The 26305-nt window shown below is 57.6% G+C and carries 21 protein-coding genes; 14 read left to right on the top strand and 7 right to left on the bottom strand.

What is annotated here, in order from left to right; genetic code table 11:
• The first annotated feature begins 188 nt into the window (after positions 1-188).
• From DCM79_RS18080 to DCM79_RS18060, 5 genes are read left to right on the top strand one after another with little or no spacing between them, the layout of a single operon-like run.
• A complete protein-coding gene (locus tag DCM79_RS18080) occupies positions 189-1346 on the top strand; it encodes a glycosyltransferase family 4 protein (protein ID WP_257175644.1) in 1158 nt (385 codons plus the stop codon).
• Entirely contained in the window at positions 1346-3280 is a 1935-nt protein-coding gene (gene asnB / locus DCM79_RS18075) for an asparagine synthase (glutamine-hydrolyzing) (RefSeq protein WP_257175643.1), read from the top strand. The genes DCM79_RS18080 and asnB overlap by 1 nt, the downstream gene beginning before the upstream one ends.
• Positions 3271-4137, top strand: coding sequence for a class I SAM-dependent methyltransferase (locus DCM79_RS18070; protein ID WP_257175642.1), 867 nt, complete (start codon positions 3271-3273; stop codon positions 4135-4137). Before asnB ends, DCM79_RS18070 begins: the two co-directional genes overlap by 10 nt.
• Complete coding sequence (locus DCM79_RS18065) at positions 4134-5288, top strand: glycosyltransferase family 4 protein (RefSeq protein ID WP_257175641.1); 1155 nt, start codon at positions 4134-4136, stop codon at positions 5286-5288. Before DCM79_RS18070 ends, DCM79_RS18065 begins: the two co-directional genes overlap by 4 nt.
• Entirely contained in the window at positions 5285-6238 is a 954-nt protein-coding gene (locus tag DCM79_RS18060) for an NAD-dependent epimerase/dehydratase family protein (protein ID WP_257175640.1), read from the top strand. The genes DCM79_RS18065 and DCM79_RS18060 overlap by 4 nt, the downstream gene beginning before the upstream one ends.
• 33 nt (positions 6239-6271) lie before the next feature.
• Here the strand turns inward: DCM79_RS18060 and DCM79_RS18055 are convergent, their stop codons facing one another.
• Complete coding sequence (locus tag DCM79_RS18055; RefSeq protein ID WP_257175639.1) at positions 6272-7246, bottom strand: GDP-mannose 4,6-dehydratase; 975 nt, start codon at positions 7244-7246, stop codon at positions 6272-6274.
• 183 nt (positions 7247-7429) lie between these two features.
• On the opposite strand from DCM79_RS18055, the gene DCM79_RS18050 reads away from it, so the two are divergent.
• Together DCM79_RS18050 and DCM79_RS18045 are read left to right on the top strand one after the other, a co-directional pair.
• Positions 7430-8704, top strand: coding sequence for a nucleotide sugar dehydrogenase (locus tag DCM79_RS18050; protein WP_373568137.1), 1275 nt, complete (start codon positions 7430-7432; stop codon positions 8702-8704).
• A gap of 23 nt (positions 8705-8727) precedes the next feature.
• Positions 8728-9744 carry an NAD-dependent epimerase gene (locus tag DCM79_RS18045; RefSeq protein ID WP_257175637.1) on the top strand — a complete coding sequence of 339 codons (1017 nt, stop codon included), beginning with the start codon at positions 8728-8730 and terminating at the stop codon, positions 9742-9744.
• Between the two features lie 1053 nt (positions 9745-10797).
• On the opposite strand, the gene DCM79_RS18040 is transcribed toward DCM79_RS18045, so the two are convergent.
• A complete protein-coding gene (locus tag DCM79_RS18040) occupies positions 10798-11409 on the bottom strand; it encodes a YdcF family protein (RefSeq protein ID WP_257175636.1) in 612 nt (203 codons plus the stop codon).
• A gap of 853 nt (positions 11410-12262) precedes the next feature.
• Entirely contained in the window at positions 12263-13195 is a 933-nt protein-coding gene (locus DCM79_RS18035) for a hypothetical protein (RefSeq protein WP_257175635.1), read from the bottom strand.
• 176 nt (positions 13196-13371) lie between these two features.
• Here DCM79_RS18035 and DCM79_RS31850 point away from each other — a divergent pair, with 176 nt between their 5' ends.
• From DCM79_RS31850 to DCM79_RS18015, 4 genes are all read left to right on the top strand, one after another.
• Positions 13372-14082 (top strand): class I SAM-dependent methyltransferase, encoded by a 711-nt coding sequence (locus DCM79_RS31850; RefSeq protein ID WP_373568082.1) that lies wholly within the window; start codon positions 13372-13374, stop codon positions 14080-14082.
• Positions 13988-14902, top strand: a complete 915-nt coding sequence (locus DCM79_RS18025; protein WP_257175633.1) for a bifunctional 2-polyprenyl-6-hydroxyphenol methylase/3-demethylubiquinol 3-O-methyltransferase UbiG — start codon at positions 13988-13990, stop codon at positions 14900-14902. The genes DCM79_RS31850 and DCM79_RS18025 overlap by 95 nt, the downstream gene beginning before the upstream one ends.
• A gap of 1022 nt (positions 14903-15924) precedes the next feature.
• Positions 15925-16995 carry a GDP-mannose 4,6-dehydratase gene (gmd, locus tag DCM79_RS18020; RefSeq protein WP_257175632.1) on the top strand — a complete coding sequence of 357 codons (1071 nt, stop codon included), beginning with the start codon at positions 15925-15927 and terminating at the stop codon, positions 16993-16995.
• Positions 16976-17917, top strand: a complete 942-nt coding sequence (locus DCM79_RS18015; RefSeq protein ID WP_257175631.1) for a GDP-L-fucose synthase — start codon at positions 16976-16978, stop codon at positions 17915-17917. The genes gmd and DCM79_RS18015 overlap by 20 nt, the downstream gene beginning before the upstream one ends.
• Positions 17918-18071: 154 nt before the next feature.
• Here DCM79_RS18015 and DCM79_RS18010 read toward each other — a convergent pair whose 3' ends face one another.
• The 3 genes from DCM79_RS18010 to DCM79_RS18000 are packed head-to-tail and all read right to left on the bottom strand — an operon-like array spanning position 18072 to position 20729.
• Positions 18072-18713 carry a hypothetical protein gene (locus DCM79_RS18010; RefSeq protein ID WP_257175630.1) on the bottom strand — a complete coding sequence of 214 codons (642 nt, stop codon included), beginning with the start codon at positions 18711-18713 and terminating at the stop codon, positions 18072-18074.
• Positions 18710-19891: an ERF family protein gene (locus DCM79_RS18005; RefSeq protein WP_257175629.1), complete on the bottom strand. Its 1182-nt coding sequence runs from the start codon at positions 19889-19891 to the stop codon at positions 18710-18712. Before DCM79_RS18005 ends, DCM79_RS18010 begins: the two co-directional genes overlap by 4 nt.
• Positions 19875-20729 (bottom strand): YqaJ viral recombinase family protein, encoded by an 855-nt coding sequence (locus DCM79_RS18000; RefSeq protein ID WP_373568136.1) that lies wholly within the window; start codon positions 20727-20729, stop codon positions 19875-19877. The genes DCM79_RS18005 and DCM79_RS18000 overlap by 17 nt, the downstream gene beginning before the upstream one ends.
• Positions 20730-21117: 388 nt before the next feature.
• Here DCM79_RS18000 and DCM79_RS17995 point away from each other — a divergent pair, with 388 nt between their 5' ends.
• Positions 21118-21675 (top strand): HAD family hydrolase, encoded by a 558-nt coding sequence (locus tag DCM79_RS17995; protein ID WP_257180785.1) that lies wholly within the window; start codon positions 21118-21120, stop codon positions 21673-21675.
• A 44-nt stretch (positions 21676-21719) separates the two neighbouring features.
• Positions 21720-22154, top strand: a complete 435-nt coding sequence (locus DCM79_RS17990; RefSeq protein WP_257175627.1) for a hypothetical protein — start codon at positions 21720-21722, stop codon at positions 22152-22154.
• Between the two features lie 254 nt (positions 22155-22408).
• Here the strand turns inward: DCM79_RS17990 and DCM79_RS17985 are convergent, their stop codons facing one another.
• Complete coding sequence (locus DCM79_RS17985; protein ID WP_257175626.1) at positions 22409-23212, bottom strand: outer membrane protein; 804 nt, start codon at positions 23210-23212, stop codon at positions 22409-22411.
• A 728-nt stretch (positions 23213-23940) separates the two neighbouring features.
• On the opposite strand from DCM79_RS17985, the gene DCM79_RS17980 reads away from it, so the two are divergent.
• Positions 23941-25776, top strand: a complete 1836-nt coding sequence (locus DCM79_RS17980; RefSeq protein WP_257175625.1) for a caspase family protein — start codon at positions 23941-23943, stop codon at positions 25774-25776.
• Positions 25777-26305 lie beyond the last annotated feature (529 nt).

Genomic DNA, 26305 nt, shown 5'->3' with positions numbered 1-26305 from the left:
GGCCAATCATCGCCCACGTCTTCATCGACAGGAGGCCGAAGGTCAAATATTGAGACTTGGCGGGGATGCTGGCCGGTTGAGGGCGGATCCTACAAGCACGGGTAGGGGTATTCCTAAATGTCGGTCTTTCGGGGCCCGCCGCTTGGCGGTATGTCACAGTGAATAAGGCGACTTCAGAAAAAACGGGCTTGGTCGACGCCAACTCTGCGGCAACGCCCCGCAAGGTGCTGATCTGGCATTGGGGACGACGGGGCGGTGGGGTAAGGTACACTTACGAGTTGGTGCGCGAGCTAAGGAAGCGTCCGGAGCTTGAGTTGCATATGTCGCTGTCGCGGCAAGGGGACATCATTGCAGATTTCGACGCCCTTGGATTGCCGAGTCATTACGTCGATACCTACACTGGCGTTTCGTCGGGTATCCTCGCGCTGCTTCGCGTGCCGATCGTTCGGCGTCGATTTTGGCGCTATGTGCGCGAGCACAACATTTCGGTGGTGGTCTGCACCATGAGCCATCTGTGGAATGTCCCGACACTGTGGCGCAGGCCCCGCGACGTTGCTTACGTTTTCGTTCTGCATGATCCAAAGCCGCATGCGGGGGACGACATCGCTATCCGCAAATGGATGCTCGACACTGAAATCGCGGCGAGCGACGGCATTATTGCGCTAACCGAGTACACGCAGAAGTCGGTTATTACGAACAACAGTTTTCCTGCCGACCGCGTTTGGATCGCCCCTCTGGGGGTCTTCCCGTATGCCGAAACCAGAAGCCCGACGTCCACGCCAACTGGGCGTCCGATCCAGTTGCTCTTTTTCGGACGCCTATTGCCCTACAAGGGGTTGGATATCCTCCTCGAAGCGTACAAAATCTTGAAGCGCCAGGGCAAGGCTGTTGAGCTTCGCATCATCGGTCCCGGAGATATCGAGCCGTATCGGGCGCAGTTAGCCGAGCTTGAGGACGTCTTCGTTGATAATCGGTGGATCCCCGAAGAGGATGTCGGTGCAGTCTTTGAGGGTATCGATATCGTCGTTGCGCCATACCGCGGCGCGAGCCAGTCCGCCGTACTTGCAACGTCGGGCGCGGCCGGAATTCCGGCTATTGTGACTCCCGTCGGAGGGCTAGCCGAGCAGGTCCTGCACGAGCAGACCGGTCTCGTGGCAGCTGCCCCGACACCTGCCGCGCTTGCTGCTGCACTCAGTCGGCTCGTCGATGATGAGGCATTGCGGCTGCGTTGCGGCGCGGCGGCAAAGGCCCACGCCATGAGCGAATTGTCGTGGTCTGCCATTGCTGCGAAGTTCGCGTCGATCCTCGCGTCAATCACTCCGCGCCAAAAATCCGAAACGCAATAATGTGTGGCATCATCGGAATTGTGGGCAGCAAGGCAGGTCGGATCGATCGCCAGATTCTGGTCCAGATGACAAATGCGCTCGCGCATCGGGGCCCGGATGGTGATGGCCACTGGATCAGTGATGACGGTCGCGCCGGATTCGGCCATCGCAGGCTTTCGATCATCGATCTGTCGTCCGCTGGAGCGCAGCCGATGATCTCGGCGTCCGGCCGTTATGCGCTGACGTACAATGGCGAAATTTACAATTACCGCGATCTGCGTCGAGAACTCGAGGCCAAGGGCCATCAATTCAATGGTCACTCGGATACCGAGGTCATCCTTGCGGGCTTTGAACATTGGGGTATCGATGAGACGATCTCGCGGTGTGCCGGAATGTTTGCTCTTGCCGTCTGGGATAGGCGCCACCATACCCTAGTGCTGGTGCGCGATCGGCTCGGCATCAAGCCTTTGTACTATAGCGTCGTGAACGGAACGCTTATCTTCGCCTCAGAGCTGCGCCCGATCGTGGTGCAGCGCGGAGAGCTTCCTGCAGTTTCACCGCCGGCTTTGTCCGAATACTTGCGCCTCGGTTACGTTCCGGCGCCATTCAGTATTTTCGAGGGCGTGTACAAGTTGCCCGCCGCGACCACTCTCAGGTTTCGCGACGGTCATGCCGGCGAGCCGACAGCCTACTGGTCGATTCCGGAGGTTGTCGCTCGTGGCATGTCGAGGCAACGTCCAAACGAAGAGGAGGTGCTGGAAGAGCTGGACCAGCGTCTGCGTGGCATCGTCGCCGAGCACATGATCTCAGATGTGCCGCTGGGAGCGTTCCTGTCCGGCGGCATCGATTCCAGTTCGGTCACGGCCATCATGCAGGCCGTCGGCGGTGGGGCCACCAAGACATTCTCAATCGGATTTCACGATCCGAGTTACAACGAAGCCCCATACGCTGCTGACGTCGCTAAGCATCTTCAGACCGACCACACCGAGCTTTACGTCTCGGATGCAGATGCGATGGCAGTCATTCCCTCGCTCCCCGACATCTATGACGAGCCTTTTGCGGATATTTCGCAGATACCGACCTTTCTTGTCTCTAAACTCGCGAGACAGCAGGTGACGGTTGCGCTGTCCGGCGACGGTGGCGACGAGCTGTTCGGCGGCTACAACCGCTATTTGTTCGTCGCCGACTATTGGAAACGTCTGACGAGGTTTCCCCATGCGCTGCGCCGCATGGCCGCGTCCGGTTTGTCCTCCGCTTCGCCCGCCAGTTGGGACGCCGCTTTTCGCGCGCTGAGCTACGTCCTGCCGCCGCACTTGCAACCCGCGCTACCGGGGCAGAAGATCCACAAAGTCGCCTCGGTGCTCGCATCCTCGACCTTGTACGAACTTCAGAGCAGGTTGGTGTCGCAATGGGCCAATCCCGAAACCGTTTTGGTTTCCTCGGACGGCGTTGGTCTTGCAAGATCTGCTCCCTTGGCGTTGGCGCCCGACGTTCCTGCGACCGCGGAGCAAATGGCCTGGGATATGTCGACATATCTCGTGGACGACATCCTGACCAAGGTCGATCGCGCAAGTATGCGTGTCGGACTCGAGGCGCGCGTGCCGCTCCTGGATCACCGGATGGTGGAATTTGCGTGGGAAATTCCGATCTCGTTCAAGTTCAGGAATCATTCCGGAAAATACATCCTGCGCCGTTTGCTGGAACGTTATGTGCCACGTGAGCTGTTCGAACGCCCCAAGATGGGCTTCGGCATCCCGCTCGATAGCTGGTTGCGTGGTCCGCTGAAAGGCTGGGCATCGGATTGTCTGTCCTCCGGTAATGACGAGTTTTTCGATCGCCAAGCTATCGGGGACAACTGGCAGCAACATCAGGTCGGCCGGGTCAACCGCGGCGGTCAGCTTTGGACCGTGCTGATGTTCGACCTGTGGCTTGAGCGGGCAAGGCAATGGGTCTGAGTTCCTACGTGCCGTGGTGGGCCAAGCTGGGCATCAAGCTTGGGCTCGCGCGCCTGCCTGTCCCCTACGCTCTCTGGAAACGCATCGGATTGTTTCGTCATGGCGAGATGATGGTTCCGGAGCGCGCGATCTCCGCGTTCGAGAGCCATTTTCAGTCCGCTGTGCAGAACGGCCGAGTTCCTGCGAAGTTTCACTCCCTCGAGCTTGGACCGGGAGACTCAGTCCTCTCGGGCTTCGTCGCCCGCGCGTTCGGTGCCGAAAAGGCATGGCTTGCGGATGCGGGGCCTTTCGCCGAAACCGACATTTCCGGCTGCCGCGCACTTCTCGAGTTGCTTGCCTCGCGCGGCCGGATTGTCGCCCCCCTGAAGTCGACAACCCTTCCAGATGCGATGAACGAATACGACATCGTATATCTGACGGACGGCACGAGGTCGCTCAGGGCGATTCCCGACCAGTCAATTGATTTCACCTGGTCTCAGGTGGTGCTTGAGCACATCTATCGCGACGAATTTTCAGCTCTAATGAAGGAACTGCGCCGGATCGTGGCGCCGGGGGGGATCGGTGTTCACAGCATCGATTTTCGCGATCACCTGGGAGGCGGCCTAAACAATCTCCGCTTTGGAGATGACGTTTGGGAGACCCAGGCCTTCCGAACCTCAGGCTTCTACACCAATCGCATTCGTCCCCGGGAAATGATCGACCTGATGGAGGCGGCCGGATTTAGGGTCGAGGTCATCTCTGAGCAACGATGGCCAAAAGTGCCGCTGGCTCGTGATCGGATGGCACCGCAATTTCGGGCTTTTGCCGATGAGGACTTCATGGTTTGCGAAATCCGCGTGATCATGAGGCCTGCGTGAAGGAGGCGTCTGTTCTCAATCGGAAGCGGTTGCTATTCGTCGTGACAGAGGACTGGTATTTTGTCTCTCATCGCCTGCCGATCGCCCGTGCGGCGCTGGCCGCCGGCTACGAGGTGTACGTGGCAACGCGTCTTGGCGAGAAGGCGGATGCCATCGTGCGCGAAGGATTCACGCCCATCGGCCTCAAGCGCATGCGGCGCTCCAGCCGAAATCCGTTTCGCGAACTGGCAAGCATCGCTGAACTGGTGACGCTCTACCGAAGCTATCGTCCGAACATCGTTCATCACGTAGCGATGAAGCCCGTCTTGTACGGTTCGGTCGCGGCACGGCTCGCGGGTGTGAGCGCAATTGTCAATAACGTCGCGGGATTGGGCTTCGTGTTCTCGTCCAAGGCAGTCTATGCGCAGACCCTTCGCCGCCTAATCGCTCCGTTATTAAGATATGCGTTGAGGCAGCGGCAGGCGTTGACGATTGTCCAGAACAGGGATGACGCACGGGTATTAGCCGATGACATCGGCGTTGCAGCGGAGAAGATACGTCTCGTCAAGGGATCTGGTGTCAATCTCGCAGATTTTTCCCAAATACGCCGCGAGAGTTCGCCGCCCATTGTGCTTCTGGCGTCCAGGATGATCAAGGAGAAGGGGGTCGAGGATTTCGTGCGAGCCGCAGCTCAGCTGCGTAAAGAGGGCGCGACTGCAAGGTTGGTGCTCGCGGGCGCGCCGGACCCCGAAAACCCGCACAGCATTCCTGAAGCCGTTCTCAGGCAATACCACGAAGATGGACTTGTCGAGTGGTGGGGACATCGCGACAACATCCCTGAGATCATCCGTGAGGCTGCAATCGTCTGTCTGCCGACCACGTACGGCGAAGGGATTCCCAAGACCCTGATCGAAGCCGCCGCCGGCGAGTGCCCCATCGTTACCTATGACGTGCCGGGGTGCCGGGAGATCGTGACCAACGGTATCAACGGTCTGCTTGTCCCCGCTGGCAACGTCCGCCGGCTCGCCGAGGCCATCGCGCAATTGCTGGCAGACCCGCAGCAGCGACGTCGTATGGGAGCGCAAGGTCGAAAGCGCGTCCAGGCGGAGTTCTCTCAGGAGATCGTCGTTGCCCAGACAATTGCGATCTATTCCGAGCTTTCGGTGCAATGAAGATCTTGGTCGTCGGAGCTTCAGGGTTTGTAGGCGGGCATCTCGTCCGTCGCCTCGCTGCCGATGGAATTCCTCTACGCGTCGGTGTCCATCGCAATCGAGGAAACCTACCGGCCGGAATCGACGTTGTTGAGAACGTTGATCTGGAAGGCTCGTTCGATTGGAGGTCTGCGGTCGCGGGATGTGATGTCGTTGCCCATCTAGGGGCGCGGGTGCATGTGATGCGCGAAAATAATGCAAATGCACTGGATGCATATCGTTGCGTCAACGTGGACGGGACTTTGCGTCTCGCACGTCAAGCCGCGGCTGCCGGCGTTCGCCGCTTCGTGTTTCTCAGCTCGGTCAAGGTATGCGGCGAATCCACAGCTCCGGACACGCCTTTCGACGAAACCGCAACGCCACACCCGCAAGACCCGTACGGACTGTCGAAGCTGGAGGCCGAATGTGGCTTGCTCGAACTTAGTCGCGCAAGCGGCATGCAGGTCGTCGTTCTGCGTCCGCCCTTGATCTACGGGCCAGGCGTACGCGCGAATTTTCTATCAATGATGCGTTGGCTGCGGCGCGGAGTTCCGTTGCCGCTTGGTAGCATCGAAAATCGCCGCAGTCTGATTGGTGTCGGCAACATGGTCGACCTGATCTGCGCTTGCTTGCGGCATCCTGCGGCGGCCGGAGAAGTCTTCATGGCCAGCGATGGCGAAGATCTTTCCACACCAGAGCTTCTGAGGAGGCTGGCGATGGCTCTCGACACAAAGGCTCGCCTGCTGCCCATTCCTGTAAGTCTATTGGAGGGTGCGGCCGCATTGGTAGGCCAACGGGCGTTGGCTCAGCGGCTCTGTTTTTCGCTCTGTGTTGACAGCCAGAAGGCTCGCAAGATACTCGGTTGGAGGCCGCCCTTCAGTGTCGATGACGAATTGCGGCGCACCGCGCGAGCGTTTCTAGGATCTCGCTAAGACAGGCGAATCAGGACCAGGGAAACGTTAGAGTCACGCCTTCGCTATACGGCGATATTCGAGTTCGCCGTCTGCCAGTAGTCTGACGACGTTCTTCATGAAGACCTTTGCTTCCCAGCCAAGAATCCGTTTCGCTTTAGCAGGGTTGGCAGAGTTGCACTTCAGATCGATCGGGCGAAGTAGGCTTTCGTCGAAGTCGATGTGCTTTCGCCAATCGAGTCCGAAGTAGCTGAATGCCTCGCGAACGAAGCTCTCGAGCGTATTGGTTTGACCTGTTGCAATAACGAAGTCTTCGGGTGTGTCGGCCTGGAGCATCATTGCCATGGCTTCAACATATTCCGGCGCCCAGCCGAAGTCCCGCGAGATGTGCAGGTTCCCAATGCGCAGGCTGTCGGTCTTCCCCTCGGCAATATCAGCGGCACCGGACACGATCTTTCGTGTTACAAAGCGCTGCGGACGCAACGGCGAGTCGTGGTTGAACAAAAGCCCCGAGCATGCAAACAGCCCGTGTGCGTCTCTGTAATTTGCCACGGTCCAAAATGCCGCGGCTTTGCCAACGCCATATGGGCTACGTGGACCGAACGGTGTCGATTCGTCGGCAGGCAAATCGGTATCGCCGAAGCACTCGCTGGAACACGCATTGTAGACGCGAGAGCTCAATTTCAATCGATGGACGGAATCGACAATATTGTGAGCGGTGAAAATTGTGGATTCGAGAGTCTGAATCGGTTGGTCAAATGACAGGCCGACGGAGGATTGACTCGCCAGATTGTATATCTCATCGGGAGTCGTGTCAGAAATGACATGCAGCACGCTGCCGAAATCGGTAGGGTCCACGGAATGGAGTGTCACCTGATCGCGGATACCCAGCCGGAGCAAATTCGCGAAGATGCCGAGTTCCTTGTCGCGTGATGTTCCGTGGATCGTATAGCCCAATTTGAGGAGATGCGCGGCCAACAGCGAGCCGTCCTGTCCGGATATTCCAAAGATTAGTGCCTTTTTGGGCATGACGAGCTGACTTCCAAACCGGTTTGTGATACTATAGCTAGCTCTAAATGTAAGCCGCCTCAAGGGCTAGCGGCTGGCGCGAGGCACGTCTCCAAAAGAAAGGGGATTGCAAGAGAGGGGCTTCCTAGCTAACGAGACGCTGCAGCGGAGTTTTTTGGTGGGGAGCGGACCGGCTTGCCGACTATCCGAAACATTGGCGTCATCGGCCTTGGCTACGTTGGCCTTCCAGTGGCGGTGGCGTTTGGTCGGGCTGGATATCAGGTTATCGGATTCGATATTAGCGCAGAGCGGATCGTCGAGTTGCGTCGGGGGGAAGACCGGACTCGTGAGATCGAGACGGCCGATCTGCATGCGACACGGATCGAATACACGGACGATCCGACACGTCTGGTCGCGGCAGACTTCTTCATCGTGACGGTTCCGACACCAATCGACGGTGCGAACAAGCCCGACCTTCGTGCGCTGTTGAGCGCATCTAGGTTCGTTGGCGGCGCCTTGAAGAAGGGAGACATTGTCGTTTACGAATCGACCGTGTTTCCCGGCGCAACTGAAGAGGAGTGCATGCCGGTTCTTGAGCGTGCCTCCGGCCTCAGAGCGGGTGTTGATTTCCATGTCGGATACTCCCCTGAGCGGATCAATCCCGGTGACAAGGAACATCGCTTCGAGACGATTCAGAAGGTGGTCTCCGCTCAGGATGCCGAATCACTCAGGATCGTTGCCGAGGTCTATGGTGAGGTCGTAACGGCAGGCGTCTACCAAGCGCCTTCGATTAAGGTCGCTGAAGCGGCCAAGGTCATCGAGAACACGCAGCGTGATCTCAATATCGCCTTCATGAACGAGCTCTCGCAGATCTTTCACGCGCTCGATCTCGATACTGGCGACGTGCTGGCGGCTGCCCGCACGAAGTGGAATTTCCTCCCGTTTCAACCTGGCCTGGTCGGAGGACACTGTATCGGGGTCGATCCATATTATCTGACCTATCGCGCCGAGATGGCGAAGTATCATCCTCAGGTCATTTTGGCGGGCCGGCGCATCAATGATGATATGGGTTCACGGATTGCGCGAGAGTGTGTTCGGCGCCTCCTGAAGAGGGGATCTCACGGCGGAATTGTCACGGTGCTGGGCGTGACGTTCAAGGAGAACGTGCCGGATTTGCGCAACTCTAAGGTCGTCGACATTGTGCGGGAATTGGAATCCTTCGGCATTAAGGTTCAGATCAGCGACCCTTGGGCAAACCGCGCCGAGGCCCTCCACGAGTATGGTATTGTGCTCTCCGATTACAAAGAGCAGCAATCGGCCGACGCGGTCATTCTCGCCGTCGCGCACGACACTTTCGTCAACATGGGCTGGCCATTCTTGCAGTCGTTACTGAAAGAGGGGCGGGGGCTAGTCATGGACGTTAAGTCTCGGCTGGACCGCGTGAGCAAGCCAGCCGAGATAGAGATCTGGCGACTTTAGCTCCTGAGCAGGTAACGGGCGCAATGACTGATCAAAAGATACTGGTGACCGGCGCCGCCGGATTCATAGGTTTTCACGTTGCGCATCGGCTTGCGTCGGCTGGTTGGGAAGTAATTGGTCTCGATATTGTCAACGACTACTATGATCCCACGCTGAAGGAAGCGCGGCTTCGCGTGCTGCAAGAGCTTCCATCATTCCGTTTCGTTAGGATGGATCTCGCCAATCGCGCCGCAATCACTCCATTCTTTTCCGAATCTCGCTTTTCCCATGTCGTGCATTTGGCGGCTCAAGCCGGCGTGCGATATTCTCTGGAGAATCCGCATGCCTACGTCGACGCGAACCTGCAAGGCTTCATGAACATTCTTGAGGGCTGCCGACATACGCAATGTCGGCATCTTCTCTATGCTTCGTCATCCTCGGTGTACGGCTCGAACAAGAGGCTGCCGTTCTCGGTGCACGACAACGTTGATCACCCGATCAGCCTGTACGCGGCTTCCAAGAAGGCAAACGAGTTGATGGCACATGCGTACAGTCATCTCTTCTCCTTGCCGACCACGGGTTTGCGATTCTTTACGGTCTATGGACCGTGGGGACGTCCCGACATGGCGATGTTTATTTTCGCAAAGGCGATCGTGGAGGGCAGGCCCATCAAGCTATTCAATCACGGGCAGATGTCGCGCGACTTCACCTACGTTGACGACGTCGTGGAGGCAATCGTCCGGCTGATCGACCGGCCCCCTTCTCCAGGGCAACAGGCCCCGACCGATGCTCCGGATCCTTCGCGCAGCGGCGCGCCTTGGAAGATCTACAACATTGGGAACAATAAGCCCGAGCAGCTGATGAACGTTGTGTCACTGCTCGAAAAGAAGTTGGGCCGTGTCGCAGCGAAAGAAATGCTTCCAATGCAACCGGGTGACGTCCCGGCGACATACGCTGACGTCGACGATCTGATGCGCGACGCTGGTTTTCGGCCATCAACCAGCGCCGAGGAGGGGATTAGCAAGTTTGTCGACTGGTACCGCGGATACTATCGAGTTTGACTTCGTTGCTCGGAGTGGTGGAGCCCTTTGTCTCGAAAGTGAGAGCACGTTTAAGAGTACCTTCCGCCATTCGCGACTGTTCAAAATTTGATTGCCCGCGGACGAGGATCAACGCCGACGCGCGGCCTGGACCATCTCAGCGGCCGAGCGCTTTCGCAGGAAGCTTGGGTCGGAGGACGTACGCAAAAGGGGGCGCGACCTCATTTGACCGCTAAAATTGCGTCGTAGATGAAATGCTGCCTCGAACCACTCTGGTGCTTGCCGAACCGGTAGGGGCGCCGGTGGTAGGCATGATGGCAACGCAGGCAGGCCGCTTAGCGTCGGCGGCACCCTGCAACGGATCCGGTTAGTGCCCGGATTTCAGCGCGGCGCTGGCTTTCCTATTCCAGGGGGCCGAAATCAGACTTCTCCTGCATGCATCCCGCGATCTAGCGCTAGCAGACGTAGGCGCGATATGGACCGCGATAGCAATTCGGGTCGGTGCTGCGCCCAAATTGATCTATGGTATAGGAATACGGCCGCCGATAGCGAGGGCGCTCGTACTCGTAGTAACCATGGCGCGGCCCGCCACAGACGTATACTTGGTTAGGTCCCCGGTAACAATCCGGATCCGTGCTCCGCCCATACTCATCCAAACCGTAAGGGTGCGCCCTTCGATAATACCCTTGAGCGTCTACAGGCAAAACCCACGTTGCCGTCACGCACAGCGCAACAATCACCGCAAACACGAGCCTCATTTTTTCCTTCTCCCGTTCGTCTCGACAAGATGTCGGCTACGGGCTGAATGAAATGTGAACGGCTGGGTGGTGCCGACCTGTTAGGACTTGAACTAAGGATCTCGGTCACTGAAGAGATAGTCCCCCAGGTAATAAATGCCGACAAAGGCGACTAGCCCTGCACCGGCTAGAGCGTATTTTGCCCAATCGGAAAAGTTGAACACTGCGGTGTCCGGCATAAGGTCAGAGAGCATCGATTGTCCCCATCGATCCGGCCAGCCCGAAGAAGTGGCACGATTTCTGAGTTCCGAAACTAACCTATGTTAGGTGCAGTGCACTAGGGAGCCGGGAAGAGGCTGTCAATCCTTCCAAGCGCGCGATATGCAGCCAGCCCGACCCATTCTCGACTGGCAAGATGCACAAGGAGCATTGAAGAGGCGAAGTTGCCGAAGTCGACCCAGGCGGTGTGCCCCGCCGTTAGCCAGCCGGTTGGTACAGGCTCCACCGGAAAGCCGGCGGCACGAAACAACCCAACCGCTCGAGGCATGTGGTACGCGGAAGTGACGAGGAGCCATCGCTCACCAGGAGCTGGAGAAGCAAGGGTCTTCGAGAAAGCCGCGTTCTCGGCTGTGTTGCGAGAATCGCCTTCAATTTGAACGCGATCCTTTGGCACGGCCAAGTCGGCAAGGATCTGGACCGCGTAATCGGCCTCGCGGATTGTGCTGGGCCAAAGCTCAGGATTGCCGCTCGCATAGATGATGCGAGCGGTTGGGTAGCGACGGGCTAGCTTCGCGCCGGTGATGAGCCGATCTATTCCAAGGTCCGAGGTCGGAAGGCCTCTGAAAGCAGATATCGCCGGCTTCGTCGCACCACCGAGAATAATGATGCCGGTCGGTGGGACCGGTCCGGGCACCCACGCAGGAAAGCGATCTTCCAATGGCTGAACCATGAGGCTCCCGACAGGGGTAAAGCCACAAACGGCGAGAGCCAGCAGTGAGAGGACGACAAGCTTCCGACCAGCAGAGGCGAAGCGCGTTAGGACTAGTAGACAGCCGAGGACGCCTACGATCGGCAAGAGATTTGGCAGGATGCTAACAACACCAAGCGTCTTAGACAGTAAGAACACAGGCGAGCCTCAAGGGCTAGTTGCGCTCCTGCGCAATAGCGTTTTCGAACTCTCTGACTTGGTCGATGTTGAGTTTCAGCACCAGCCCGCAGCACATAGCGAACGCGATCCATCCAATTGCAACAAGTTTCACGGCACCCCCCAATTAGAGAAGCAAATAGCTTGGGCTAATTAGGACAAAAGCGCGATCGATGGCAATCACGTAGTTGAGCTTCGATTTTTTATCTGGAGACTCGTCACCGCAGTGCGCCCTTGGATAAACAGAGCAACGGCCGCAGTGCCTCGCCATTTCGAGCACAATGCTGTCAGAAGGCCTTAGACCGTCCTTCTCCTGCGGTCGTGTGAAACACGGTTGCGCGAAAGCTGATCCAGAAACGTGACTGGGTCCAGCAGTTCCCCTGAACGTAACAAAATCGGAGCAAAAATTTACTCCGCACCCCGCTCGCTGAATAGATATTCGCCAACATAGTACAGTCCAACGAAAGCACACAAACCGACGGAGGCGGCACCATACAACGCTTTGTCAGTGTAAAGGAGCGCCTCGAACTTTTGCATCACCTCTATCAGCATCGAATCTTTCCTCGATCGCCAACCGGATGGTACTCTTAGGAGAATTTGGTTAACAAAGCATAACGTGCCGTTCTTCGCGGGGCTAGACGAACAAAGTGGCGACCAGTCAGTCTCCAATAGGGGCCTGTGTATTCACTTCGATCAAGACCTGCGAACCGTCCTCGCTTGCTGAGAGAACCCGCCAGTCGGATAGTTTGTAGAGCTCCACAAATTCGATCCAAGCCTTGAATTCGTGGTTGGCCGAGTAAAACTCGTCAAAAAGAATAAGATACCGATATTTGAGCACGCCGCAAATTGTATCTAGAACCGGGCGGGTAGAGATATATAGATCCGCGTCGAAATGGATTAGCCGCAGATCGCGAGGCCAGCCCTTTTCGATCAGATAACGTGTCACTGACTCGCTGAACAGGCCCGACTCAATCTGGACGTTTGGCTGTGGAGGCCGGGGAAAAGGGATTCCGCGCTCAAGGTTGGAGATGACCTCACGGCGTTTCTCGGGCTCATCAGCCCATAACTCGACGGGGCCACCAAAGCCTCTAATTGATCCCGCTGGCAAACCGTCCCACGATTCCGGTAGGCCTTCGAAGCAATCAAAACCTACCAAGTGAAATGCTTGTGGCAAGTGGTCTAGGAAATACTTGAGCGAACCGCCATTATTAGTACCCAACTCGAGGATAGTTCCCGACGAGGAGTTCCCATTAATCCAATTCAGAGCAACGTTCCAGATGGGGTGCTTTCCGGTCCTCTTGTTGAATGTCGGTACAATGATCACGCGATGATCTCTTGCGATCTTGTCGCGCCAAAATTGTTCGAATCGAAAAGTGTTCGCGATTTTTTGCACATTAAGGCCGAACAATTCAATCACGTCGATCGCCGCGGAGGGAAGCGAGGGTACTCGTGCCAAGACGCGCCGAAGCTTCCCCACATGTCGCGGCTTCTGAGCGAAAGGAGCGGTAGTAATGCCGAGCGGCAATTTTAGGTCTTGAGCCATCCAGTGTTCGCCCCCATCGTCAACAAGAAAATAGTTTGCAATCGGCATATGGTGCAAGTCGGAACAGCACAAGCATAAGACTTTGTCCAAATGCGCGAATGGCTACAAGCGAGCGGTCCGGCCGCTCGATTCACCCGCAGGCTAGCGGATTGACTTTGCTGCGTGTTAGAATGGTAAAAGGGCGAGAACACCGAGCTCTTTAAGGTGCCTTTTGGGGATTTTTAATGAACGCTCCGAAACCGATCCCTCTACAGTGGGACCGAGAGACGCTCAACCGGTTCTGGTCTTATTACTCAGGGACACCGGAACTCTACTTCAGTTACTCGAAAGGCGCGGACGTAGTTCGTCGTTGCGGATCTCTTCTCAAGTCTGGCGTTCGAGTTATGGATTACGGGTGTGGTCCTGGCTACCTACTTCGGCATCTAATCAGGACTGGTTGCGAGGTCTGGGGAGGCGACTTCAGCGAGGACGTAGTCGGCAAAGCCGGGCATGACATCATCGGTGTGCCGAACTTTCGTGGTATCCACACCATCTCCAGTCTTCTCGGGAGCGAGCAGTTTGATGTTGTGTTTCTCTTGGAGGTAATTGAGCATCTTGATGATGCCGCGCTCGACGAAACGATGGGAAACATCAATCAATTGCTCAGGCGAGGCGGTCGTCTGGTCGTGACGACGCCAAACGACGAACGGCTAGAAGAGAGCATCGTCTACTCGCCTGTTGCAAACGTCACATTTCATCGATGGCAGCATGTCCGAAGTTGGTCGTCGGTTAGCTTGAGCAGTTTCTTGCAGCGACGTGGTTATGATCCTGTGGTAAGCGCGGTCAATTTTCGAGACTCAAATGAATCCATATCCCTTCGAAACAGAATCGGCCGGTTCCTTCGTGACCGATTTGAAAAACCTGCCGGGCTCTATGCAGTCGCAACAAAGCTCTAGCGATAGCTTCGGCTTCCAGTGGGCCAAATTCAAGACAACTCAATTAGATAGCCACACTGGTCTTTCGCTCACGCTAACGCGCTTCTTCTCGAACACGAAATGGAAACCGAAAGATATCAACGGGAAGTCTGTTCTCGAAGCTGGATCTGGGGCCGGACGTTTTACAGAAGTTCTGTTGGACGCTGGTGCGATCGTCACGACCTTCGATGCGTCAATTGCGATCGACGTTAATCGCGAGAACAATGCTGGCAGGGGTGACGTGAAATTCCTGCGCGCGGACATCTATGACATTCCCGTGCCTAATGGATCGTTCGATTTCGTGTTCTGCTATGGAGTTATCCAGCATCTTCCGGATGCTGAGAAAGCTCTTGAATCGCTTGTCTCAAAACTAAAACCTGGTGGGCGCATCAGCATCGATCACTATCTGAAGACGTCGGCCCTCGATCCGTTCAATCAGCCCAAATACTTCTGGCGTCGCTGGACAGTTGGCATGGAGCCGGAGAGGCTTCTGCGCATAATCAGTGCCTATATGCCGGTTTGGCTTCCGATCAACACCTTGATCCAACTCATTCCATATTTTGGCCCCAAAATTGCGGCGCTGACTATGATTCCCTGCTGGAACTACCTTCGTTCGGGTTTGAACAGGCAGCAGCGGCTAGAGTGGGCCATTCTCGATACGTTCGACGCGTTATCACCCGCTTATGATACCCCTCGCACCCTCGAAGAGGTTCGCGAGCTGGTTGCCCGCTGTGAAGGGTTGACCGATATCAATGTATTCTATGGCAGCAATGGTGTGGTGGCCAACGCGGTCAAGCGTTGATTTTGGGCCGACAGGTACTGACAAGCCGTCTTTCGAGCGCTTCGGGCGGTGCCAAGAATTTCCTAGCAGTTGCTGTCTTCGTCTACCATCTGAACGTGCTTACGGGGCACTATAGATAAGCGAGAGTAAGTTAGCCCTCAAGAGGTAAAATAATACCGCAAAGATGATGAAGGAGCGCCGCTTAAGAAACGCAGATCAACATTTGGGGGCCGCTATTCGTCGTTGACCGCGCTAGCACAGAGATAGGCGCTATGGGCTTAAAGTGGCACGGCGTGTTGCGGCCGGGACCTTCGATTGTAGGCTACGATCGCAGCTATGTTATACAGGTTGCCAAGGGATTAGCTGTAGGTTCGTGACTTCGTCGTTGGCCAACAGTCACCCCACAATCGAAGACGATTACCTGCATTTCGAGCGTCGGTGACAACGTGGATTGGGCGATTGCCATTGCTGCGATTTTCCTGTTCGTCGGTGGCCATGGTCACTTTGCGTTCGGGCTTATGCTTCTCGCCGTTACTGTTGGCGTAAGCACCATCGCCGTACGTCTTCACCAAGAATTTCCGGAGTCCGGGTGGCTCATGCCGAAGTTGCTGTGTGTGGCGGTCTTCTCAGCCGCTGCTTTCTGTCTCGGTAATTTTCTAGGCTTCCTGTAGCGTCAGCAAGCAACGAGTCGCATTGCGCATGTGGAGCCAAACGCGACAGCGCGTGAACTATGCCATACATGGGCCTTGGAGCGCTCGGCTGCTTTGCAAGAGCGGGTTGCAATCGGATCTCGGGCTTCACTGTGTGGAGAATAGGTCTGCGCCCTCCGGTATTGCAAGGTTCGGGCTCCTATAATAGCTTGCCAATGATCTCAAGGACTAAAGGCCTAAGATGTCTTTGGGCTGCAATCCGATCTAATCCGTCACTCAACCTGAGTAGCGAGCTTCACCTTTGCTTGGCAATTGTGCGACAAGTAGCTTCTGCCGCGATGCGGTTCTAAGCGAAAGGGCAATCTGTCTGTGCAAGCAAGAAGGTAACGTAATATGAATGCGCGGATCGCTCTCATCACAGGCGTGACGGGCCAGGACGGCGCCTATCTCGCTGAATATCTGCTGTCGCTCGGCTACGTCGTGCATGGCATCAAGCGGCGGTCTTCGTCATTCAACACCGCGCGCGTTGATCATCTGTACCAGGATCCGCATATCGGGAATGTACCTTTCCTCATGCACTACGGCGACATGACCGATTCGACGAATCTAATCCGCCTAGTGCAGCAGATCCGCCCAACGGAGATCTACAATCTCGCAGCCCAGAGCCATGTCGCGGTTAGCTTCGAGAGCCCAGAATACACCGCCAACGCCGACGCGATCGGTGTGTTGCGCCTTCTGGAAGCGATCCGCATCCTCGGCATGGAAAAGGAGACGCGTTTTTATCAGGCCTCGACCTCCGAGCTTTACGGATTGGTGCAGGAGATTCCGCAGAAGGAGACGACGCCTTTCTATCCGCGCTCGCCTTACGGCGTTGCCAAACTCTACGGCTACTGGATCACCGTGAACTACCGCGAGGCCTATGGCATGTTTGCCTCGAACGGTATCCTTTTCAACCATGAGAGCCCGATACGCGGCGAGACTTTCGTAACGCGCAAGATCACGCGCGGCGTTGCCCGCATAGAGGTGGGATTGGAGGAGACGCTCTATCTCGGCAATCTCTCCGCCAAGCGCGACTGGGGCCATGCGCGGGATTACGTTGAGGGCATGCACATGATCCTCCAAGCCGACAAGCCTGACGATTTCGTGCTCGCCACCGGCGAGATGCATTCGGTCCGTGAGATGGTCGAGTTATCTTTTGCCCAAGTCGGCCGCCGTATTGTCTGGCGGGGCAAGGGCATCGAGGAGACCGGCGTGGATGAATCGAGCGGCAAGACGGTTGTAAAGATCGATCCGACCTATTTTCGGCCGACCGAAGTCGATCTCCTGATCGGCGACGCCAGCAAGGCGCGCCAAGTGCTCGGCTGGAAGCCGAAGAGGACGTTCGCTCAGCTAGTCGAGGAGATGATGGCAAGCGACTTGGCCGAGGCGAAGAGCGACGCGTCCCATGGCAAACGCTCAATTTGAGCTCAAGGGCAAAAGCGTCTACGTCGCCGGCCATCGCGGTATGGTAGGAAGCGCGCTCGTGCGACGGCTGGGAAGGGAGGACATAAGGCTCGTCACTATGGATCGGCGTGAGTTGGATCTTTGCAATCAAGCTGCGGTGTTCGATTGGTTCGCTAAGGTGCGTCCGCAAGTGGTATTCCTGGCTGCAGCCAAGGTCGGCGGAATCGTCGCCAATGACACGCTACGCGCCGAGTTTATCTACGAAAACATCTCGATTGCGGCTAACGTGATCCATGCTGCGCATTTGAACGGTGTTGAGAAGCTAATGTTCCTGGGCTCCTCCTGCATCTATCCAAAGCTTGCCGCCCAGCCCTTGCGCGAGGATTCTGTGCTGTCGGGCCCGCTGGAGCCGACCAACGAACCTTATGCTGTCGCGAAGATCGCGGGCATCAAGATGGTGGAGGCTTATCGCAGCCAATATGGCAGCGACTTTATTAGCGTGATGCCAACCAATCTCTATGGCCCGGGCGACAGCTATGATCCTGAATTAAGCCACGTGGTGGCGGCTCTGATCCGTCGCTTTCACGAGGCAAAAGTTTCGGGCACGAAGAGCGTCCTAGTATGGGGTACTGGTACGCCGCGGCGCGAGTTCCTCTATGTTGATGACATGGCGGATGCCTGCGTTCACCTCATGAAGAACTATTCGGGCGCGGAGCTAATCAATGTAGGCACTGGCGAGGATATCACTATTGCGGAGTTCGCACGCCTCGTCGCTCGGATTGTAGGATACAATGATGAAATCAGCTTCGACACTTCTCGGCCCGATGGTACACCCCGTAAGCTGCTTGACGTTAGCCGCTTGGCAAGGCTGGGCTGGCGAGCGACGACCTCGCTTCAGGACGGCCTTGAGCGCGCCTACGCGGCGTATTTGTCGCAAGTATAGATGCGGCGAGTGCACATCTAATTCTTGCGATTTTAGCCAACAAGCGGATCTACCGAAGCAACTCGTTCACCTTTCCACCCGCAACGCCAGCTTCTATTCAACTCGGGGCAGTTTTCGCCATCCGGTCTGACTTGCTTGAAATCGGCTTTGCAGCTCAGCTCTTTATGGTCTGACGTGGGGCTTCGTGATGGTTCGTCCTTCTTTGCCGCCCCCTTCGAGTCCGAGTGTGGCTGCCTGGGCTCGCGCTCGGCCGTCGAAGATTCTTGATCTCCTTCAGCAACATCAGGCGTCGAAGCTGTGCCCCGTTCAGCAGCGATTCAAATAGCACCAGGATCTCGCGTGCTTGAACGTAGGCTTCCATGTTGATCGCATGTTGATCGAAGCCATAGGATCGAAGACGAGCCTCGATATCGAGCGCAGCAGAAGGATCTAGCTGCCAGTCCAGCGCGTTATGGACAGTGTAGATTTCGGCTGCGTCCTGGAAGTCCGGAGCAATGCCCACCACGTCGATTCGGCGAAGCGTCATCTCCACAGCCTTTTGGCGATAGGTGCTCAGAAGCCTATGCCGCAGAATCCAGTAGCGTTGCATGTCCCAGGAGAGTTCTGCGATGTCGATAGCAAGCAGCCACTCGACGGCAGACTGGGGATCGAGGTCGCGGAAGATGGCGGACTGAAGAGCCTGATAGTGGTCGATGCTCTCGCCAGGAAGCAGTTGGGGCGGGGGACACAACGCCTCGAACTGAGGTGGCAGGACGCTCGCCGATAGCTGCTGACCGAGGTTGATCGGACCATTCATTGACCCCGCGCCTCCAAACCCGAACGAGAGGGCTCTGCACCGACATTTGCGCCGTTCGCCAGGTGGACGGGACTCGCATCCCAAAGCTCCTTTGCGATTGGCAGCGGCGAAATTTGCAGATTGGTCCACCAGGCTCTTTCGTCTCCGTGCCGGTGCAGGGATAGGTGATGGGATCTGCACAGCGGTACGGTAAATTCGTCACTGACTTTGCGTCCTAAGGTCCGCGCTTGAGCGAACTTCAGGTGATGTGCATCAGAGGGGGTCTTCTGGCAGACCAGGCAACCTTGGGCGCGGATGAAGGCGAGGTGATCCTTGCTTCGTCTTCGTGGCGGCTCCTTTGGGAAGGCGAGGCCGACTTGCTGTCCAGAAGCGGTGTTGGCAGCGGCATGCGCCTCGTCGGATATCCCCGAAGCATGCTGCTCAGGTAGAAATGGCCCGGCTGCCGACACAGGCCGCTGGTCTGTTAAATCGAATTCAAGAGGGGCTATTTGCTCGCCTCTCTTTTGGTAGGCGGCCTCAAGTACGCGAGCGTCCGGCTCAAGAAGGGTGTTCTTGAGGGGGAGGCTGGTCTTTGCCCAGGCGAGCAGTCCATCGCTGTCCTCTCGGCTGGCCAGCTCGCCCAGGAGCCGGTCCAGGAGCTCGGCGGAGCGCTCGGGGGACAACATGGGCGGGCGGTTCAGGACGGCGCTGGACGGCCTTCGCTTCGGTCCTGACTCGGCCTGCGGCTCGGGGGCGGCGGGAGGCCCCGTAGCGACGTCAGGTGCGTCCAAATCATCCTCTCCGGCGATCCCGACGAGGGCAAATAGGGCATACCGGCGGGCATAGGTCAGCGCCGCGCCCATCCGGTGCGGCGCCTCGACTTCCTTGGGGGCGCAGACCGGTAGGTCCGAAGAAATCCATTCCCCGGAGGCGTGGGCGAGCAGGGTGGTGAGATGGATCTGGCCGGTGATCTGTTCGATCCGGGTGGTCTGGATGGTGGCGATCTCCTGCTGGCTGAGGGTCTTGCGGACGATGTCGAGGCCCGAGGCGAGGGAAGCGTACCGGAAGCTTCGATCATCCTCCCGCGGGAAGGGCGACCGGATCACGGCAGTCAGGGTCTTCTCGGGGTTGGTCAGTTCAGCCTGGGCCCGGGCGAGGGCCGCAGCAAGGGTGCCGATGCGTTCACTGGACTGATGCATGGGATCCCTCCGCCGCCTGGGCTTCGAAGCTTATCGCGCCGGCCTTGGAGCGCTTGGCCTTGATGCCATGGCCCGCCGCCTCCTTGGCGTCCTCCGGCATGAGTTTCTTCAGATCGGCCTTGGCGGTTTCATGCTCACTGTGCGCCTCTCGGGTTCGAAGATAGGTGGCCGCCAGCTCCGCCCATTGGTTGGACGTGGACATGTCGACAACCCTGACCGCTTCCAGTCGGGGGCGCGGCGTCTCGATGTTGAACAGGATAGGCAGCTCGCCACTTTGGACGCAGCGCCAAAACTTCTTTTCGGCAGTGAGCAGCAGATGCTGATACAGCGGGTCGGCATGAAGCTTGATCTCGACCCATTTGCCGCCACCGGTAATGATCGAGAGAACGGCCGTGCGGGATGCGGTCACCCACATGTTGTGCTGCAACTGGGCCATGTGCTTTTCGGCCGCGACCTCCTCGGTGAAGGCCCAGGGCAGCATGAACTTGGCTTCGAAGACGGCGCCGGTCTGCTCGACCGTCCCGTCCAGCGTGGCCGCCATCCATTTGTGGACGGGATGGCGGACGCGCTTTTGGATGTCCTTGACCGTGTGCCCGCTTGCGCGTTGATACCAGGCGCGATTTAAGACCTCGGTCACGGTGCCGAGTTGGACGATCAAGTTGTCGCCGAGGTCTTCCGGCTCAATCTCGCCGCGCTTCTCTCGCCATAGGCGGACGAGGTCCTCCTGGTCATTCCCCATAATGATACGGGCGTCCGAGCCACCGATGAAATGTCGCCGGTCGTTCGGGTTGAACCTGATGATATGATGCTGTGGTTCGATTTGGCCGTCACTCTGCACGCTACGCACTGGTATCTCCTACTCCAAGAACAGCGGCGCTCTTCGCCGCACTGCCTGAAGCCTCGCGTCTGCGAGGTGAGATACCGGCGCTACAATCGGAGTTGGTGCGCGGCCGAATCAGTAACGCTCCAATCGCGTGGGAACGCCAGTCCTTTCTGCAGCAATCTTGTTGCTCGTTATAACGGCTGGAATTGCTCTTGTTCTCGCCTTTCGAGGGTAGGGATGACGATGAGGCTACCCAGCATCAAAACGACAAAACGAAGCCAATCTATGCCCCGAGGGCCGCGCGGCCCGCCCTAGAAGCCTGTTCAACCGCGTCGGATGTGTTGAAATGAAGCGGTGATTGTCGGAAGATCGCCAATATCCCCTCAAGCGTGAGCTGATGAGCTTGATGCGTCCGGCAGTGTTTTTTGATCGTGATGGCGTCCTCAATGAGGACGACGGCTACGCTTTTGATCCGGACAAGATTCGGTGGGTCAAAGGAGCCCAGCAAGCAGTAAAAGCAGTCAATGACGCCGGTTATTTTGCGTTTGTCGTGACAAACCAGTCAGGAATCGCGAGAGGGTTTTATGAGGAGCGGCATGTTCGCAATTTGCACGAATGGATGTCGCGTGAACTTTCTGTTGTGGGTGCGCATATCGATGCGTTTGAGTTCTGCCCCCACCATCCCGACGGCTTGATTGAGCGCTATCGTGTCCTCTGCAACTGTCGCAAGCCGCAGCCTGGGATGATTGGAGTCCTGCTTGAGCGTTATCCGGTGGATATCGACGCTAGCTTTATGATCGGGGACAAGCAGAGCGACCTTGCAGCAGCGCAAGCGGCCGGCATCGCAGCCCATCTATTTGATGGGTCTAATCTCCACACCTTCCTTGCTCCATTGCTGACAGGTCAGCCTTACAGCCCTCCTCAACAATCACCGTCGCATCGCGGAGACGCCGAAACGTAAGAGTTGTGCGGTCGATTGCTAGCTCGGGAAATGAAGGAGGGAACTTGGCGTCAAAGCGACAAGTCGAAGCCAATCGTGCGAACGCCGCGAAGAGTACCGGCCCGCGAACCAGCACCGGGAAGGTCATCTCCAGCCGCAATGCTTATCGGCATGGCTTGTCTCGCTGGGACGATTCCGACGGTTCTGGTCTCGCCAGGTTCGATGCGGTTTTTGCGGAGGAATTCAAAGGCGCGGGAATGGAGATCGCGCTTCAAGATCTGGTTCAAGCCAGGAATCGGCAAAGTCGGTTGCGAGCTATCAGGCTGGGGCTGATCTTGGCCGTGATTGAGAAGGCTGAGCCAAAGCAAATGAAATTTTTGTCGTGCTTGGAACGATATGAGAAAGTTGCCCTGTCGCGGCAGCGGCGAGGCCTCAAACGCGTGAAGCGAGACAACGGATCAGCAACATCGAAGCGGAAGCAGAATAGGTCCAGCTATTAGGGCCTGTGTTCATAAAGGTTGGCTGCCGATGGTTAAGCGGAAGTCGTTCGCTCGGCCTGCATCGACCGCTTATGACTCGAAGCGGACCTTAGAAGTCGTCTTCGTTTGGCCGAACGGCGGGCCATTGAGAACCCGCAAATGAAGCCCGACAGTCTACACCAGCGTCAGACCACCCGTAATTTTCCCAGCGTCAGGAAAAAGCCCGGCCGCATAACGGCCGGGCTAAGGATTACTGGAATGGGGTATTCAGAACCTTAGTGCCGGGCAACGCTCGGTCCGCCAAAGATGTAGTTTACGCCGACCCGAACCGTGTCGATGTGACCATCCGACTCGACGTGCCTGAAGGCGGCCGGAAATCCAGGATAGCTGAAGTCCCTGGCAACATTGTCGAACTGCAGATGCTGATATTCGACCTTAGCAGTCCAGTTGGGGGCGAACATCCATTCGACACCGGCACCCGCTACCCAGCCGTTGTTGAAGTTGGAGGCTGATGCAACCGCTCCCGTCAGAGGTGAAGGGCTCGGCCCGCCCGGGCAGATACCACCGCCCGCGACAACGCACGTAATGGTCCGGTCGGTGCTGGTGTGGCTCCAAGCCCAACCACCGGTTCCGTAGAGAAGGACGTTATTGATGACATAGCCGATGCGGCCCCGGACAGTTCCGAAGTCTTCGGTCTTGCCAAATGAAGAGCCGCAACCTGTCACGGTACAAGCATTCGTGGTGCCCTTGATGTCGGCCACCGAGCCATCGGCCTCAATACCAATCAGCCAGTTTGGGGAGAATTGCCAGTTGTAACCGATCTGGCCGCCTCCAAAGACGCCATCTGACTTGCTCGTCGTGGTATCGAGCAGAACACCCGCGGCACTGAAGGAGTCGTTGCTGGAGCGACCCCAGCCGTATCCAACATGGCCGCCGATATAAAATCCGGTCCAATTATAAACCGGAGCGGCGATCGGTGGGGCCTTGGTGTAAGGACGGGCCGCCATATCCGCGGCGCTTGCGGGAGCCGACAGACCCAAAGCCATCGCCCCGGCCGCAAGTACTAGAAGCTTTCTCATGCGAGTATCTCCCCAAAAGAAATTCTGAAAACGGCGCAAATGCCCACCTGTTGTTGAAGATTAACCCGTTCGTGCTCAGGTTGCTGTAGCAAGCTGGCAACACTTACTGCCGAAATACGCAAGGGTTCTCAACGTCGTAATAGCGGGGGAGGAACCTTAAGCACTCCAAAGTGCAAACTGGGACATCGGCACAGGAGCCGACGGCCTTGATGGTTAGAAGTAGCAGTTGGAAGCAAGCCGTGGGGCAGAGCCCATCCAGGTGCCAGCATTTCGAGCCAGCCTTCTCATGCCCCTCCATGTCACCTAGGGTGCTCCCGTTGGTTTTCACGATCAACGCGGTCCTCTCGCTCAACCCTCTTGGTTGTCGGGAATGCCGCCCCAACCGATAAGGCTGCCGATGCTTGGCACGCTGTCCGCCCACATCTAACTCTGGGGTCTCGTTCGGTAACGAACAAGCCTTGTCCTAGATTTGGATTGATCGGTCACCGATCGAAGCTTCCGTTCAAGGCTCATCTGGCGAAGTTGCGCCTCGTCGGTCGGTAGTCCGCTCGTTGAGCCAGAGCGGACCAGATTTGCTCCACCTGAGTTCTTCGTTTTGACCCTGTTGCAGACCTTGGTCCGCCGACCCGGACCTCCGGAAGCAGCCAATATGTGACAGACATCACAGATCTGATACTTGCCTTCCGGCAGGCTATGAATACGCTGCTCACGTTTGATCTGGGGCTGCAATGGGCGCGCTTCGTTTTTTATTGATGATTTTTGCTATGTGGGTCGGATGCGGACCGGCAATGGCCGAGCGGCGCGTCGCGTTGGTGATCGGCAATTCGGCATACAAGAACGTCAACAAACTCATAAACCCCTCGAACGACGCCGCGCTGGTCGGGGGGATGTTTAAAAAGGCGGGCTTCGAAAGCGTCGACATCAAGCTCGACGTGAACGCGGCCGACCTGCGCCGGGCGCTGCGCGAGTTCGCAGGCAAAACGCGCGAAGCCGAGGTCGCGGTCATCTACTATGCGGGGCACGGCATCGAGCTGGACGGGAACAACTACCTGATTCCCGTCGATGCGATGCTGGAAAGTGATGGCGATGTGCTCGACGAGACAGTCGCCCTCGATCGCGTCCTGTTCGCTGTCGAGCCCGCGAAGCAGCTGCGCCTGATTATACTCGACGCCTGCCGCGACAACCCGTTTGCAAAGACCATGAAGCGTACTATCGCGTCGCGCGCCATCGGCCGCGGCCTTGCCAAGGTCGAGCCGACAAGCCCGAACACCATGATTGCGTTCGCGGCGAAGGCAGGCTCGACGGCCTCAGACGGGGAAGCGAAGAACAGCCCGTTTGCTACCGCGCTAGCAGACCGTCTGCCGACCCCGGGGCTCGACCTTGGTAAGGCCTTTCGCTTTGTGCGCGATGATGTGCTCAAGAGCACCGGCAACAAGCAAGAGCCTTTTGTCTACGGCTCGCTCGGCAGTGACGACCTGGCCCTGGTTCCGGCGAAGCCGGTCGCGACCGGACCACAGGCGAATCCGCAAGATGCGGTTCGCCGCGATTACGAGCTGGCGCTACAGGCGGGTGATCGCGACGCATGGGAAGCGTTTCTTCAAGCCTATCCTGAAGGTTTTTACGCGAACCTTGCCCGGGTGCAATTGAAGAAGATCGGGGCCGAAGATGCCCGGGCCATCGCAGCAGAGAAAGCCAAGCACGCTGAAGACGAGAAGGCGCGGCTCGTGGCGGAGCGCGCTAAGAAGGCCGAGCAGGACAAGGCTGCAGCCGCTGCAAAGGCTGCCGAAGATGCCCGCATCCTTGCCGAAAAGACCAAGCAAATCGAGGACGCCAAGGCGGCGGCCGCCGAGCAGCGCAAGAAGGATGCAGAAGCGGCGGTCGCCAAGGCGCTCGCCGACAAGCAGGCCGCTGAAAAGGCGCTCGCCGAGAAGATTGCAGACGACAAGGCAGCTGCCGAGCTTGCTGCCAAAGAGGAGGCTCCGCGCGTCGCTGAGCAGAAGGTCGCGGCCGTGGCCCTAACTCAATCGCCGCCCTCTCTGTCGTCGCAGGAGACTGCCAAGCTCGTGCAGTCAGAACTCCGCCGCGTCGGATGTCTCGCGAGCAATGCGGATGGCGACTGGAATGCGACCTCGCAACGCTCGCTGGCCTTGTTCAACAAGCATGCCGGCACTAAATTCGACGCCAAGCAGGCGAGCTTCGATGCGCTGAGTGCCATCAAGGCAAAGTCGGGCCGCGTCTGTCCGCTGGTCTGCGACCGCGGCTTCAGGGCCGATGGCGACAATTGCGTGAAGATCACATGCCGCGCGGGCTATCGCGTCAACGACGACAATGAATGCGAGAAGATGCAGGACAAGAAGCCGGTAGCGACACGGGAGGATGTGAAGCCGCGAGACGAGGAGAGGAAGAGGAGAGAGGCTTCTCCTGCGAGGCCGCAGGCTGCGGGACAAATATTCTGCACCGGCACCATTTGTCGTCCGGTTCAGAAAGGCTGTCGCCTGGAGACCGCTTCAGGCGGGGTAGGTCCTACGGCGGCGGCGGGTAGGCAAGCGGAAGTTTGCAACTAGCGTCGGCCCGGCTAGGCGCTCCAATCCGGGAGACTGAACCGAACCTCTGTTGCAGATCGAAGCGAAAAACATCGAGCGCGGCGCTTTTGCAGCCGGCCTGTCCCGCCCGGGCCGCAGCGTTCGTGCGCAGATGCACAGAGCTGAGACCAGAAGGTCCGCACGCCGCCGTTGTGTGGAGCCCGGGCTCCGCAGCGCGCCCTGCTACGAGGCGCTTCAGCAGGCCTGTGGCACAAAGCGAAGTCTCCGCGAACTGCTACTCCTGAAGGTGGTCATCCAGAATCGCCGTCTCAATTGGAACGAGCGATCGTCGTTCTCGTTGTTGCACGGGCAGATTTCCGGTATTGGCCCTTCGGCGAAGTGGCAGTATCCCTCCACGAAGCCCGCTTATTGAGGCATTGCGGACGAGATTTGCTCAGGTTGAGTTCTTCGCATTTTGACCCGAAGCGGACTTCAGCCCTTTATTGAGTAAATGTGGCTCCTCAGCCGCAGCAAAACCCAGCTTACGCAATTGGTTTAGGCGGGGAACATC

Source organism: Bradyrhizobium sp. WBOS07, assembly GCF_024585165.1.
Lineage (GTDB): Bacteria > Pseudomonadota > Alphaproteobacteria > Rhizobiales > Xanthobacteraceae > Bradyrhizobium > Bradyrhizobium japonicum_B.
This window is presented reverse-complemented; position numbering and strand designations above follow the sequence as displayed.